Source organism: Gilliamella bombicola (assembly GCF_900094945.1).
Taxonomy (GTDB): Bacteria; Pseudomonadota; Gammaproteobacteria; order Enterobacterales; family Orbaceae; genus Gilliamella; species Gilliamella bombicola.
On record NZ_FMAQ01000006.1, the window covers coordinates 102,311 to 116,174 of the forward strand.

The 13,864-nt window shown below is 33.3% G+C and carries 12 protein-coding genes and 1 tRNA gene; 4 read left to right on the forward strand and 9 right to left on the reverse strand.

Annotated features, from left to right (window positions below; genetic code table 11):
- Positions 1–85: 85 nt before the first annotated feature.
- From GA0061081_RS06885 to secG, 9 genes are all read right to left on the reverse strand, one after another.
- Positions 86–481 (reverse strand): antA/AntB antirepressor family protein, encoded by a 396-nt coding sequence (locus GA0061081_RS06885; RefSeq protein WP_091348724.1) that lies wholly within the window; start codon positions 479–481, stop codon positions 86–88.
- A gap of 217 nt (positions 482–698) precedes the next feature.
- Positions 699–899, reverse strand: a complete 201-nt coding sequence (locus tag GA0061081_RS06890) for a helix-turn-helix transcriptional regulator (protein ID WP_091348728.1) — start codon at positions 897–899, stop codon at positions 699–701.
- A gap of 117 nt (positions 900–1,016) precedes the next feature.
- Positions 1,017–1,271 (reverse strand): hypothetical protein, encoded by a 255-nt coding sequence (locus GA0061081_RS06895; RefSeq protein ID WP_091348791.1) that lies wholly within the window; start codon positions 1,269–1,271, stop codon positions 1,017–1,019.
- A 105-nt stretch (positions 1,272–1,376) separates the two neighbouring features.
- Entirely contained in the window at positions 1,377–1,730 is a 354-nt protein-coding gene (locus tag GA0061081_RS06900) for a hypothetical protein (RefSeq protein ID WP_091348731.1), read from the reverse strand.
- A 243-nt stretch (positions 1,731–1,973) separates the two neighbouring features.
- Positions 1,974–4,595: a DEAD/DEAH box helicase family protein gene (locus tag GA0061081_RS06905; protein WP_091348735.1), complete on the reverse strand. Its 2,622-nt coding sequence runs from the start codon at positions 4,593–4,595 to the stop codon at positions 1,974–1,976.
- Positions 4,595–6,583: a site-specific DNA-methyltransferase gene (locus GA0061081_RS06910; RefSeq protein ID WP_091348738.1), complete on the reverse strand. Its 1,989-nt coding sequence runs from the start codon at positions 6,581–6,583 to the stop codon at positions 4,595–4,597. Before GA0061081_RS06910 ends, GA0061081_RS06905 begins: the two co-directional genes overlap by 1 nt.
- Positions 6,584–7,204: 621 nt before the next feature.
- Positions 7,205–8,455: an integrase domain-containing protein gene (locus tag GA0061081_RS06915; RefSeq protein WP_091348742.1), complete on the reverse strand. Its 1,251-nt coding sequence runs from the start codon at positions 8,453–8,455 to the stop codon at positions 7,205–7,207.
- 187 nt (positions 8,456–8,642) lie between these two features.
- Positions 8,643–8,728 (reverse strand) — tRNA-Leu (locus GA0061081_RS06920).
- A gap of 7 nt (positions 8,729–8,735) precedes the next feature.
- Positions 8,736–9,110, reverse strand: coding sequence for a preprotein translocase subunit SecG (gene secG / locus GA0061081_RS11225; RefSeq protein WP_091348745.1), 375 nt, complete (start codon positions 9,108–9,110; stop codon positions 8,736–8,738).
- 313 nt (positions 9,111–9,423) lie between these two features.
- On the opposite strand from secG, the gene thiI reads away from it, so the two are divergent.
- The 4 genes from thiI (at position 9,424) to trmL (ending at position 13,630) form a co-directional block, all read left to right on the forward strand.
- A complete protein-coding gene (gene thiI, locus GA0061081_RS06930; protein WP_091348748.1) occupies positions 9,424–10,872 on the forward strand; it encodes a tRNA uracil 4-sulfurtransferase ThiI in 1,449 nt (482 codons plus the stop codon).
- Positions 10,873–10,995: 123 nt separating this feature from the next.
- The gene (locus GA0061081_RS06935; protein WP_091348751.1) at positions 10,996–11,718 is read left to right on the forward strand and encodes a response regulator; all 723 of its coding nucleotides are present in this window, start codon (positions 10,996–10,998) and stop codon (positions 11,716–11,718) included.
- A 28-nt stretch (positions 11,719–11,746) separates the two neighbouring features.
- Positions 11,747–13,126 carry an envelope stress sensor histidine kinase CpxA gene (gene cpxA, locus GA0061081_RS06940; RefSeq protein ID WP_091348754.1) on the forward strand — a complete coding sequence of 460 codons (1,380 nt, stop codon included), beginning with the start codon at positions 11,747–11,749 and terminating at the stop codon, positions 13,124–13,126.
- 18 nt (positions 13,127–13,144) lie between these two features.
- Positions 13,145–13,630 carry a tRNA (uridine(34)/cytosine(34)/5-carboxymethylaminomethyluridine(34)-2'-O)-methyltransferase TrmL gene (gene trmL / locus GA0061081_RS06945; protein ID WP_091348758.1) on the forward strand — a complete coding sequence of 162 codons (486 nt, stop codon included), beginning with the start codon at positions 13,145–13,147 and terminating at the stop codon, positions 13,628–13,630.
- Positions 13,631–13,864 lie beyond the last annotated feature (234 nt).

Sequence of the window (13,864 nt, forward strand, 5' to 3'; positions counted from 1 at the left end):
GCCTTTGTATAGTTAATGCGTCACACATAGGACGGCTATAATCCGCTACCTCGATGCGTGCTTTTAACCGATTAAGCTCTTTTTTCTAGATTGCTGGTGCAATTTCCTTAAGGTGCTGTTCACAACGGATAAAGTACTTTCTTATTGCTCTACCTTTCTCATTGTTTTCAATCATTGCTAATTCTTTAGTGGTTCCGATTGTCAGTATGTAATCTATACTTTTACGGTCTCCACCTCGCTTAGTTGTCCATTTTATTTGTTGCTCATTATTTGTACTTTGATTCCTGAATTCTGATGAATCAAAGATTAAAAAAACATCATTTTTAATAAGCCCATATTCTTTTATTCTTCCCTTTATCCATGTTGAAAAATCATTTCCTACTTTCAAGTAATTATGCAAAGCCTTTGCGCTAACTGTTTGCTGTAGTTTACCGTTTAATTGCGTTTCTGTTACTGGTACTAAATTATTAAAATTTGTCATTTCTATAACTCCTAACGTGTCAGAAAATTCCCCATTTAGCTAAATTTAGGCAAGGGGATACCGTCAGCGCAAAATGCGCTTTGTTCTTAAATAATTGACTAAATGGTTATCTTTTTATGTAGACACTTATAGCAAGATTGGCTATGATTGGAGGCGTCTAAGTTCCAATCTAAGCCCTTTACTACTTCGTTATATAAAGGGTTTTGCTTTATTACCATTATGCGACCTCACGACGTTCTACTTTGCGAGATTCAAGCCAAGAATAAATCTCATCAGCTCGATAGCCAACACGGCGCAAGCCTATTCTGATTCTTTGGGGAAAAGTTTCGTCTTTCTGTTCTAACGTATAAAGGCTAGTGTCAGATTTGAAGTGAAGTAAGGCTTTTACTTCTTTTTTGGATAGGATTTGATTTGTCATTTGTTACCTCGTCTAAAAGTTTATAAAACAAGGTTACTGTAACAAGATGACACAATTAAAATAGATGGGTTAATTGTTTGTTGTGGTCACCAATATTATAAAAGTGTCCCTACCTATCTATGTTAGAAATTTAGTTAATAGGTTACCCCCTTTTTTTCTTCTCCCAACTTTTCTTAATTCGAATGGACGCAACACCATATCAACAGCTTCGGCAAGGTTTTTAGATACTCCTTTACTTGTTAAATAAGTAATGATTTCGTCTTTTGTTGGTGCTGTTTGTTTATTTTCTTCGTCATAGGTTACCCAAAATTGATCTATAATTTCTTGTGTTAGATCTAGTCCTTCAGAATGATGAATATGAGGGGAGAGCATTTTTATTATTGATTGATCATTGCAAGAATTATCTTTTTTTATAATCGGAGGATCTATTTTTCTCGCGCTAGTAGGAAGTACTAATATAATATTTTCGTTGCTCACCTATTGATTTAATGAGTTTCTTGTTATTACAGTATGTTCACATGAAATATTATGAGATCTATCACTTGGTTCTATTTTTTGTACTATCCAGTTACTATTATATTCATCATAAAAGTAAGTATTGCATACAACAGGGGTAAGAATACCTCTTCTGATTGCCGTTTCGATTGCGAGCGCATAACCATATACTAATTTCCATCTAGGATGATTAGTAATTTTAGCCGATTCTAATCCTTGTTCAAAATCGAAGGGATCTATCCCAGCTAACAATAATGCCGCTTGTTCAAGAGTAAATTCCGATACCGCTTTCCAATGAAAAACATTAGGGTAATCATCACAATATATTGCTGTCATACGTCCCTCACTTTCCTAATCGATATTTGCGCTAGTTCGCTAGCATTTCGAATGTTCGGGGGATCAGCCTAGACACAAATAATACAGTTATATGCTTTTAGGTACATTATATAACTGTTTTTATATACAGTTAATTGTTGTTAAAATTAATTTATAACCGTTGTAATTAACGATGAGGTAGCAGGGAATAGAAAGCGTTACTCAAATAACGCCTTTTAAAATAATGTAAAATGAATATAGCTATTAAATTAATGAGGTATCTTCTAATGGCTCTCCATCATATAGTTTACTTGTAAAATCATTGATAAATATGTCGCGTTGACTATCAGCAAAAAATTTAATTCCAATGAGACGTATATCTTCGTCAGCATCTAATAAAATAATATTCTCTGGATTAATCACTTCAAGCATATCTTGTTTCCATTTATCAACAAGTAATCTATCATCGCCTTTTGGCTCTAAGAATACTTGATAATATGCGCCATCATTTTTACTTTTCATCAGTAAGATAAAATCTGGCATAAAACCTCTTACTCCATTAAATTCTGTGAGCTTAAATCGTGTTGATTTTTCATCATTACGGATAAGATAAATATCATCATACTTCACCTTTAATTTACTCATGAACTTATCGAGCAACTTAATTAAACGATGCTCTAATTGATTTACAATCATTTTATCAAACACATACCACGTTTTACCGGTTGAACTTTCAGTTGTAATACGTTGATTAACAATAATTGTAGGGTCAATATATAAACTGTAATCAGTGATGACATCTTTTAATGGTTGACTAATAAACTCATAAGTACCTTTATATTTACGGTAGTTACGACGAATATTATCCGCAATTTTACTTAATACATTTTCTAAGAAATTAAGTTTTTCTTTGCTGGTAAGGTTATCAATGTTTAATGACTGCGGTAGTTTAATATCAATCTTAATTTTCCCTAAATAATTATTGCTTGAGATAAATTCATCCATACTGGTAAGTTTTGGAAAATAATGTTGAAGATTGTTAAAGGTATAAAAATTCTGTCTTGCCATCGCTTTAAAGAAAAAACGTTTATTAAGTTGTAATGATTCCAGTTTATAAAGTACACTCGAATCATCATCATTTAATGCGGTGAGAGATGTCTCATTAACGATTTTGTACTCTTCTTCAAAATGCGTTTCTAATGAATACGATTGCCATGAACGTTTTTCGCCTGTAATTTCTTCTACTTTGTTATAATAAAGCTTACCATATCGATAAGTATTCGATTCTTTAAATTTTTCTTTCAGTTTTGCGTGCTCAATAATACCGTTACCATCTGACTGCGCAATAATATCCGCTTGTTCAAGTGAAGCGTGTAAAACTCTAATGTACGATGGCTCATTAATCGTATGGTAATGAAGCTGTTCAAGTATAGATAAATCATGGTTACTTATATCAAAACGCCGTGTATAACTTCTCTCATCTTGGTAGATAAAAGGAAAATATCGTGCCCCACGACCGATTAATTGTGCTTCACTATCGGTATTCGTTTTTGTTGATGAGGCTTTTTCACTAATTCGCACGATATCATAAAGATTTAATACGTCCCATCCTTCATTGACTTTTGCAACAGCAAATACAGCACGGATAGGATTATCAATTTGTTCAAGCGTATTAAGCAATACAGGCTGTTCTTCCATTAAATCAGTTTTATTGACATTAAGAAGATTCATTTCATTAAAATCATCTTTTATCATATCAATAATAGTGATTAAATCATCCTTAGTATAACGCGCAATGACTTTATGCCATATGCTTGTAGCTGAGATTAATTGTGTTCGTTTATTGGCTAGATAATGAGTAATTTTCTCAGGCGTTAAACTATCAATTATTTGTATAAATTCCTCTTGTTTTGCTTTTGAAGTAGCAATTTGGTTAGATTTAAATAAAACAACGGGCTTAAATCCTGCAATATTATTATCTATCGCAATCAATTTACGATATTGGCTAAGTAATACCGCATCGAGCATTTTGTCATTATCGTTTTGATTTGCTTCAAGTAGCATCACACGTTTTGAATAGCCATCATTCATAAACTGTTTCAAATCATATTGATAAATGATTTTATCTTTATACTTCTGGTATATCTCTTTATTATCTAAGTTAATTGTTGCAGTAAATTCAAATAAGCGATTTTTAGGTTGTAACGCAAGTAGTTTATCAATTGTTCTCTCCCACGTTAATTCCTCATTCTCAGGTGAGTTTTTAGCTTTACCTTTTGCTTTTGTCTCAGCATTAAAATGATGCGCTTCATCACCCAATAATACTAGAGGAATCTCTTTTAAATCATCATAGGTAACACTATTTTCTTTGTAATGATTTAATTCGTCATGAATTTTATGAATAGTTGATAATTTTAGATAAATAGTATTTTTGTTCGGTATACTTGGAAAAGTATCAACTGCTTCAATATGAATTTTCTCGCCCAATATTTCAATAGATGAGTTAAAAAGGTATTTAGATGATAAACCGTTGAGTAAATTTTCTTTAGTTTTTTGAATAATCGCATCAGTGTGCACAAAAAAAATGAAATTTTGATAGCCATACTCTTTGTACATATAGAGTATCGTTGCTGCCATCACCATGGTTTTACCTGCGCCCGTTGCCATATTAAACAGTAAATGCTTATAAAGGCTATTCGCATTAGGATTATGCTGTGCATAATGTAAGTAACGCAGTGATTCTTCTTGGTATGCTCTCAGCGTGTCTTTTAAGTTATTCTTAATGTAACTCGGCACTTGATAGGTTTCAGTGAATAACCCTAATTTATCAATATTTTTAAATTTATGAAAAAGCAATTCGCCTTTCTGTTTAGCTGCTTTTGCCATTATTCACCCTTCCCATAAAAACTACGTATAAAGGCTTTGTCTTGTTCAGATACTTTTAAATTAGTGTCATTCATATCATCGGCATTAACATATAATTGGTTTTTATCCAGTAATTCAATTAATAGGCGTTTTTGTTCATCAAATGTTAAATCTTTAAATGTCACTAATTCATCAATACCATTAACTTCATAGGTATCATTTAAAATCTTATCAAGTTCAACTTGATAATTTAAATGAGCCGTTTGTTTCATGACTTCAAATAACTTAGCTAATTCATCATAGCTTTTAGCTGATTGTATCTGATGGATATAAGTGTAATTTAACTCTTTTAGCTCCGTATAAACAAAGCTACCGCCACCCTGCCAATTAACATCTTTGGATATTCCACCTTGTTCGCCTTCAATCACTTTTTGTAATCTAGGCACAGTAATATCATTAATATAATCCATCTGCTCAATACCAATATAACGTCTTCCCATTTTATGTGCTACTGCCGCGGTAGTGCCACTACCTAGATGGAAGTCTAAAACAATATCTTTTTTGCTCGAAGATATTTCTATTATTCTCTTCAATAACCGCTCTGGTTTTTTTCCTTGATTTAATATTACCTGCCCTTCATTTGCTATCCCTTCCCACGCAATATCAGTCCAAATATTTGTAAGCGGTGAAGATGCTGTTAACTCATTATCGATTTGAACGATATTTTTTGAATAAAATATTATTTGTTGTCCATTTAAAATATACACATCATCCATTCCATTACGACTCAGATGAAAAATTTGATCTTTATTTTTTAAAGATTCTTTTTTTAAAGCTACAATATCAGAACCAGCTTTTTTATCGTTAATACTCGCAAGTCTTGTAATTCTATGAGCATTTTTTATGATAAATTTATTAAATGTTTCCAGAGTTTTGTCCGGTCTGATATTTATTTTATTAGAAGAGCTTTGGTCATAAGCTTCGTATAAAGAACTAAATTTCCAATTTGTAAAATGATCATTTGGATTAATTATCCAACGGTTATATGCGTAATCAGGATTTCGTTTAACTCTAACTCTATTTTCAGTAAAGTTTTTTTTGTTTTTTGCATACCACAAAATATACTCAGATGCTTTAAATACACCTGGATTAATAGTACTAAACGCTGACGGAGATCTTGCTTCTATCGTTATTCTATTAATAAAATTTTCTGCTATAAATAAATTATCTAAGATGATTTTTAAATAATCACTTTCATTGTCATCACAATGCACAAAAATAGCACCATCTTCACTCAATAATTCCCTTGCTACTTCTAACCTATTTTTCATAAAAGTAAGCCATGTAGAATGATTAAAGCGATCATTATATTTGAAACTATCATTACCTGTATTATAAGGCGGATCGATATAAATTAGTTTTACTTTACCTGCATAACGTTCTTTTAGTGAATGTAAGGCGATTAAGTTATTACCTTTTATTATCAAATTATCTTCATTGCTAAAATCTGTAATATTTTCTTCTACACCGTCTTTGCTGTAACGTTTAGTGTTAGTGAGTACTTTTGGTGAAAATAATCTATCTATTTCATCACGTGCGATAATTTCATTGTAGCAGACTTCATCTTTTCCTTGTTCTTCCTTTGTCATACCACCTTCAAGTACACAGTCTTTAAATGGAAAATCAAGTACTACATCACTATTATAATTAAGGTATTTCCCTTCACTGGTAAGCCCAACACTATTACGATATTTAGTAAAACTATCTGCCCAATACTCTTTATATTGAAGTAAATTAGTCAAAGCATGAAAATCAAAAACAAATACACTATCAATTTCTGTGCCATACAAAGATTTTATTTTAGAATTATTAATTAATGCCTTTATTAAATCTGGTTTTCTTTCTTTAATGTCATTAATAACCTTTGATCTTTGTAGTCTTTCGTTATCCCAATACTCAGGAAAAGCGTTTAATACTTGATTGAGTTGTCTAATAAGTTCTGTTTGCATTGTGTTTAATTACCATTAATGAGCGTAGATAGATTTTATTGTAAGATAAAAAACTATTATTGTTAATTACTGCCTTAGTATTATTAATGTATTTTAAGCACATTGCTCATTAAAGAAAAATATTACTTAACAGCACTAACGTGTCCTTAAATTCTTCAAGCCAAGTAGGGAGGGGGCAGTAAATTTCTATAACTCTAATCTTTCTACACCTCCCACCCTTATTTTTGTGCAAAACCGCGAATTGAAATAATTTTTTTTAGATTTTATTTATTCATTACCACCATATTAATAAGTATTTAATCGTCCTTTGTAATATTAAGATCGCCTTTAAATTTAACTTATTGATTAATAACAATAGTAATTTTATAGTATTTAATAATATTTATATAAATCAATTTAATAACTATAGGATCAAGATTATATTTAAATGTGAATAGTAGTGAACACTTTTAATGACAAGTTTAGAATAATGGGGGGGGTAAGTATAAAAAAACCAGTTTAATAACTGGTATATGTAAAGGGTGATATTTGAAAAGCACCCCTCACATTTGAGGAGTGGATCTAATTAATAATTGAAAGCGTAACCCAAATATGGGGCACGATATTTATAGCGCGGTATAGTTAATGATTAACTAGCTTTAAATTGCGGTTACCTGATAGTGAGACATTCCCTTTACTGGCTTGCTCTACAAAGTCACCCCACCAGTCAAGCATAATGCGTTTTTGTTGCTCATACTCAGCCTTGTTGTAAGCTCGTCTTACTGCATTTTTATCTACGTGCGATAACGCGCTTTCAATAACATCATAATTAAAGCCTTGCTCATTTAGTGTTGTACTTGCTAAAGCTCTTAATCCATGCGCTACTAACTTGTCTTTGTATCCCATGCGCTTAATTGCCATGTTAGCGGTTTGGCTACTCATTGGCTTGTTATAAGGTGGTCTTGCTGTTGGGAAAATGAATTCACTTTTATTGTTAATAGATTTCATTATCTCAAGAATTTTCATTGCTTGTGGTGATAAAGGTATATTGTGGGGTCTATCCATTTTCATGCGTTCAGTAGGAATGCTCCATATCTTCTTATTAAAATTTATTTCGTCCCACCGCGCCCCTACAGCTTCGCTAGGTCGCGTTAATGTGAGTAATTGCCATTCAATAACGCATCGTTTTTGTAACTCAATACTAGCCATAGATAAGGCTTGCATAAACTGCGGTAACTCAGTAGGGGATATGGTAGGCTGATTTTTTACTTTCGGGCTGTTAAATACGTCGGTAATTTTAGCAAGAGGGTTATTATCGATGATTCCCATATTGACAGCGTAATACATTATTTCATTGATTCGCCTACAAACTCTTTTTATTGTCTCGTATTTATTATTGTTATTTAATGATTGTAAAGCATTGATTGCCTTAATAGCGGTTACTTGGCTTATGGGAATGTCGTTAATGTAAGGAAATACATGATTTTCTAATGAACGCCAAGCCTTTTTTAAAGTTTGTTCTTCTAGTCCTTGTTCTGTTTTGAATTTAAGCCACCGCTCAGCCATGGAGTAGAATGTATTGCCGATTGTTTCTTGCTTAAGTTGTTCTTGTTCCGCTTTATGTTCTTGGGGGTCTATCCCTTGCTTAATTAACTCGCGTGCTTCGTCGCGTTGTTTTCGCGCTTGTTGAAGCGAAACTTCTGGATAACTACCAAAACTGATTAATGCCCCTTTTTTGGTATATGGGCGTGTATATTTAAAACGCCATATTTTTGATCCATTAGATTTAACTAACAAATACATACCTCCACCGTCGAACAATGAGTAGTCTTTATCACTAGGTTTGCTTGCTTTGATTTGTGTATCTGTAAGAGGGGTGGTAGTTCTAGCCATAATTATTGCCTTTTAGGTATACGGTAAATAGATATATTTGAAACGTATACCTAATCGTATACCTAAAAATATGGTTGTAAATGTGTATTACTGATGCTTACGGAATAGCAAAATAGGCTTTAAGCCTTATTTATACTGGGTTTTGTGTGCTTTAAAGGATTTTAAAGAATATTACTGAATATTGAATTGGTGCCGTGGGCGGGACTTGAACCCGCATGCCCTTAGAGCACTACCCCCTCAAGATAGCGTGTCTACCAATTTCACCACCACGGCGCCGTTTTTATTCTGGAATATCTGATGTCGAATTTTGTTGTACAGGCTGAACAAGTGGCGCTGTTACAGGTACTGTATTGTCTTCGTTTGATTGTGTTGTTGCCGGTACAACATCATCAATGAAGTTAAATTCATTGCTTGAAGTTACACTAGGTTTGCTACCTAAGTTTGACAGTAAGATGCTTATCACAAAAAACAAAATGCCTAATATTGTTGTAGCACGGGTTAAAAAATTCCCACTTCCTGAAGAGCCGAATAAAGTTGCCGACGCGCCTGCACCAAAAGATGAGCCCATATCTGCACCTTTGCCTCGTTGTATTAGAACTAATCCAATAATAACAATTGCAATAATTAAATAGCTTATAATTAAAAATTCGTACATTTCAACCTGTCAATTTTATGTGTTATACAACAGAATTTATTGATGCGAAATATTAGCGAAAGACAGACCAACAAGCAAGTAAAATTTAAGATATAATTGATATGTTTTGAGCATTTATCCCTTTAAATAAGTAAAAACACACTGTTTATAGCTCAAAAATTATCTTTTTATATAATGTATTATTGGTTTATAAAAAAATAAACTTATTGATACTTTCTTCATTTTATAATTTTGCTATTTTCCATAATCAATTGTATGTTTTGGAGGAAAACCAGTATAATGGTGCTAAATTTATATAGTTCGCATTGATTTTATGAAATTTATTGTTAAGCTCTTTCCTGAAATTACCATTAAAAGTGATTCTGTCCGTTTACGTTTTATTAAAATATTAACGAGTAATATTCGCAACATTTTAAAGCATCACATTGAAGATGTTGCTGTGGTTCGTCATTGGGATTTTATTGAAGTTCGCCCGAAAGTTGAAAATAGTGAAGCTCAGATCCTTGAGCTATTAACACGTATTCCAGGTATTCATCATATTCTAGCTGTTGACGAGCTTACCTTTGTTGACGTTCATGACATCTTCGAAAAAGCATTAAATTATTATGCACCACTAATTGAGAATAAAACCTTTTGTGTGCGAGTCAAACGCCGAGGAAAACATGACTTTACTTCAATTGATGTTGAACGTTATGTTGGCGGTGGGCTTAATCAACACGTTGTATCGGCTAAAGTGAAATTAACTCAACCAGACATCACCGTTAACCTTGAAATCGACAATGACAAATTACTACTAGTCAAAGGGCGACATGCTGGAATTGGTGGTTTTCCAACAGGTACACAGGAAGATGTGTTGTCGCTTATATCGGGTGGTTTTGATTCTGGTGTATCAAGTTACATGTTAATGCGTCGTGGTAGCAGGGTGCATTATTGTTTTTTTAATCTAGGAGGGAAAACTCACGAAATCGGTGTTAAACAGATGGCTCATTATTTATGGGAGCGATTTGGAAGTTCGCATAAAGTACGTTTTATAGCCATTGACTTTTCTGATGTTGTGGGTGAAATACTTGAAAAGATTGATGATGGGCAAATGGGGGTTATTTTAAAAAGAATGATGATCCGTGCCGCATCGAAAATTGCTCAACGTTATAATGTCGAAGCACTTGTCACAGGCGAAGCATTGGGGCAAGTATCGAGCCAAACACTAACTAATTTACGATTAATTGACAATGTAAGTGACACATTAATTTTACGTCCACTTATCACGCACGATAAAGAAACAATTATCAACCTTGCACGTCAAATAGGCACCGAAGACATTGCTAAAACAATGCCAGAATTTTGTGGTGTCATATCCAAAAGCCCAACGGTTAAAGCTATCAAAGAAAAAATTGAAGCTGAAGAGTTGAATTTTGATTTTGCTGTTTTAGATAAAGCGGTTGAAAATGCTGAAAATATTGATATCCGCGAAATAAAAAAACAAACAGACACCACAATAACATCTGTCGAAACAGTCACCATGCTTAATGCAGATCATGTTGTTATCGACATTCGCTCTCCAGAAGAGCAAGAGGATAATCCACTCATATTGAACGACATTGATATCAAACTTATTCCATTTTATAAGTTAGCAACGCAATTTGGTGATTTGGATCAATCAAAACAATATTTGTTATATTGTGAACGAGGCGTTATGAGTAAATTACAAGCACTTTATCTAATTGACCAAGGTTTTAATAACGTAAAAATATTTCGCACATAAAACTTAACAATAATTTACTATATTATTGGTATTTTTTACATATATAATGGGACGTTATATATGAGTTGTATTGGTTATTAAGGTAAAAAAGTAGCAAAAATGTATTATATAAAGAGGCCTGTAATGAGTAGTAAATTACTTGTAGTTGATGATGATCCAGAAATTGCTTTATTATTACGCGAATTACTTGAATTAGAGGGATATCAAGTTGAAGTAGCTAATAATGGTATTGAAGCTTTAGAAAAGTTTGACAGCACAATAGATCTCATCTTACTTGATATTATGATGCCTGAAATGAATGGACTTAGTGTATTATCTCAACTTAGAAGTAGGTTTACAGTCCCTGTTATATTTTTGACGGCTAAAGATAATGAGTATGATAAAGTTATTGGGCTTGAACTTGGTGCTGATGATTACATCTTAAAACCATTTAATGATAGAGAGCTTATTGCTCGGATCAATGCGCTTTTACGTAGAACCCATTGGGATAATATCGTTGATGATGACTTAGACAAGCAAAATCAATATACTATTGATAAACTGAATGTAAATCGGAAACAACAATCAGTCTATTTTGATAACAAATATATCGAATTAACGGGCACGGAGTTTCAAGTGTTGCTTAAACTACTTGAAAATGCAGGTAAAATAATATCGCGCGATACATTAAGTGAAACCGTTTTAGGCAAAGAGTTTATTCCACTTGCTCGATCGATTGATGTTCATGTTTCTAATTTACGAAAAAAACTTCCGCCTAGGAGCGATGGTTTGCCTTGGATTAAAACATTGCGTTCTAAAGGCTATTTATTTGTCATTGATCAAACTGATGATTTGTTGCAAGGATAAGATAATATTTAAATGAAGGTCAGCTAAAATGTGGCTTTTTGATCGCCTAACAATCAGAATTTTTACTATATTTTTGCTGACTATAGTTTTCTTTCTTATGTTAATTATGGTGTTACCGAGTCTTGATTCTCGAAATTTGACTTATTTAGCAAATAAAGATAAAGAAAGCGGTAACCTATTAGCCAACCAAATTGAACGTGATCTTGTTAAAATACCTAAAGATAGCTTTCGGTGGTGGATGCGTTTCATTGTTGTCATGGATAGTCATCAAAAACCAGGGCAATCTTTATTTATTGTTACACCTAATGAACAAATCATTACGGCTGAAACTAAAAACATTGATTTAATTAAAAATTTCAGTGAAAAATCGCATAATGTTGCCGATCCAGCAAGAAAAATCTATGATTCCCAAGAAATTATAGGGCCTTTTTTACTTCATTATGCTAATGCAGAATATCAACTATATATTTTGCAACAAGCTGCAGATACGCAATCTCAATTTGTTAACTTCATTTTTGATCACCCTTTGCTATTATTAACCTTGACTATGCTTGCAAGTTCTCCGTTTTTGCTTTGGTTATCTTGGAGTATAGCTAAACCAGCAAGGCGTTTAAAACAAGTAGCAGATCAAGTAGCAAAAGGGAATTTACAAGAAAGGCCAGAGCTTGAACAAATCGGATCGTCTGAATATAAAGCAACGGGTGCTAGTTTTAACCACATGTTAAGGGAACTAAAGCGAATGCAAGATGTGCAACAGCGCTTGTTTTCTGACATTTCTCACGAATTACGTACTCCTTTAACTCGCCTACAACTTGCGACCTCATTATTGCGACGTAAACAAGGTGAAAGTAGCGAAGTTGTACGAATTAATAATGAAGCATTAAAACTTGATTCAATGATTGGGGATTTGCTCTTATTGGCAAGACAGCAATATGACAATAACGAAATTAGAGAATTTAATAAAATTAATGTACTATTTAAACAAGTGCTTGATAACGCCGCTTTTGAAGCAGAACAAATAGGAAAAACATTTCTAGTCGCAACCCCGCCGACCAACCAAACCATATTATGCTACCCCATTGCCCTATGTAGCGCGCTTGAAAACGTGATTCGTAATGCATTTCGTTATTCAAATAAAGAAGTTATTATCAATTTTACGGTACAACAACAAAAAATAACCATAACCATCGATGACGACGGCCCTGGTGTTTCAGAAAGTGAACTAGATCAGATTTTTAGACCATTTTATCGCACAAGCGAAGCTCGCGACCGCGAATCAGGCGGAACAGGGCTAGGGCTTGCTATTGTCGCTAATGCCATCATCCGCGATCACGGCACTGTCAAAGCAGAAAAAAGTCACCTTGGTGGACTGAGAATTGTGATAATATTACCAATTCATAAATATTAAAAATAGAAGAGAAAAGTTTTGTCCACACTAGCTTTAAACATCGTTTTATTTGAACCCGAAATTCCAGCCAATACTGGTAACATTATTCGCCTATGTGCTAATACAGGCTTTAACTTACATATTATTGAGCCTATGGGTTTTTTTTGGGACGACAAAAAGTTAAGACGAGCAGGACTTGATTATCAAGAATTTGTGGATGTAAAACGCTACAAAAACTTTAACTGCTTTATGGACGAAAACCAAATAGACCTACAAACTCAACTGTATGCGCTAACCACAAAAGGACAAAAACCACATAGCGAAGTCAATTACAAATCAAATGACTTTTTAATGTTTGGTCCCGAAACCCGAGGTTTACCTGCAACCATACTCGACTTATTACCCCAAAACAAAAAAATACGCATTCCCATGCTAGCAACAAGCCGCAGTATGAATTTATCTAACTCGGTAGCAGTTGTGGTATACGAATCGTGGCGCCAATTAAATTACGTAGGTGCAAAATAAAGTATTCACTTTCAAAAAAACTAATTCCATAAAAAATCGGTCAGTAAAGGTATTGATTTTATTAAAGTTTTTATTTGGTGGTTTTTAGCTAAAAACCACCGCCCAACACCCTCCCCCCAAAGCACACACACATAAGCTGACTCATCCTTTAACAAAACTTTACAAATTTTTAACAAAAAAGGTAGCGCATTATTGGTCAAGCGGTTATAATTTAATCGCTTTCAAAGCAAGGGA

Excerpts from the sequence above, each read along its gene's own strand:
- GA0061081_RS06885 (WP_091348724.1), bottom strand. The coding sequence starts at position 481 with ATGACAAATTTTAATAATTTAGTACCAGTAACAGAAACGCAATTAAAC.
- GA0061081_RS06890 (WP_091348728.1), bottom strand. The coding sequence starts at position 899 with ATGACAAATCAAATCCTATCCAAAAAAGAAGTAAAAGCCTTACTTCAC.
- GA0061081_RS06895 (WP_091348791.1), bottom strand. The coding sequence starts at position 1,271 with ATGCTCTCCCCTCATATTCATCATTCTGAAGGACTAGATCTAACACAA.
- GA0061081_RS06900 (WP_091348731.1), bottom strand. The coding sequence starts at position 1,730 with ATGACAGCAATATATTGTGATGATTACCCTAATGTTTTTCATTGGAAA.
- GA0061081_RS06905 (WP_091348735.1), bottom strand. The coding sequence starts at position 4,595 with ATGGCAAAAGCAGCTAAACAGAAAGGCGAATTGCTTTTTCATAAATTT.
- GA0061081_RS06910 (WP_091348738.1), bottom strand. The coding sequence starts at position 6,583 with ATGCAAACAGAACTTATTAGACAACTCAATCAAGTATTAAACGCTTTT.
- GA0061081_RS06915 (WP_091348742.1), bottom strand. The coding sequence starts at position 8,455 with ATGGCTAGAACTACCACCCCTCTTACAGATACACAAATCAAAGCAAGC.
- secG (WP_091348745.1), bottom strand. The coding sequence starts at position 9,110 with ATGTACGAATTTTTAATTATAAGCTATTTAATTATTGCAATTGTTATT.
- thiI (WP_091348748.1), top strand. The coding sequence starts at position 9,424 with ATGAAATTTATTGTTAAGCTCTTTCCTGAAATTACCATTAAAAGTGAT.
- GA0061081_RS06935 (WP_091348751.1), top strand. The coding sequence starts at position 10,996 with ATGAGTAGTAAATTACTTGTAGTTGATGATGATCCAGAAATTGCTTTA.
- cpxA (WP_091348754.1), top strand. The coding sequence starts at position 11,747 with ATGTGGCTTTTTGATCGCCTAACAATCAGAATTTTTACTATATTTTTG.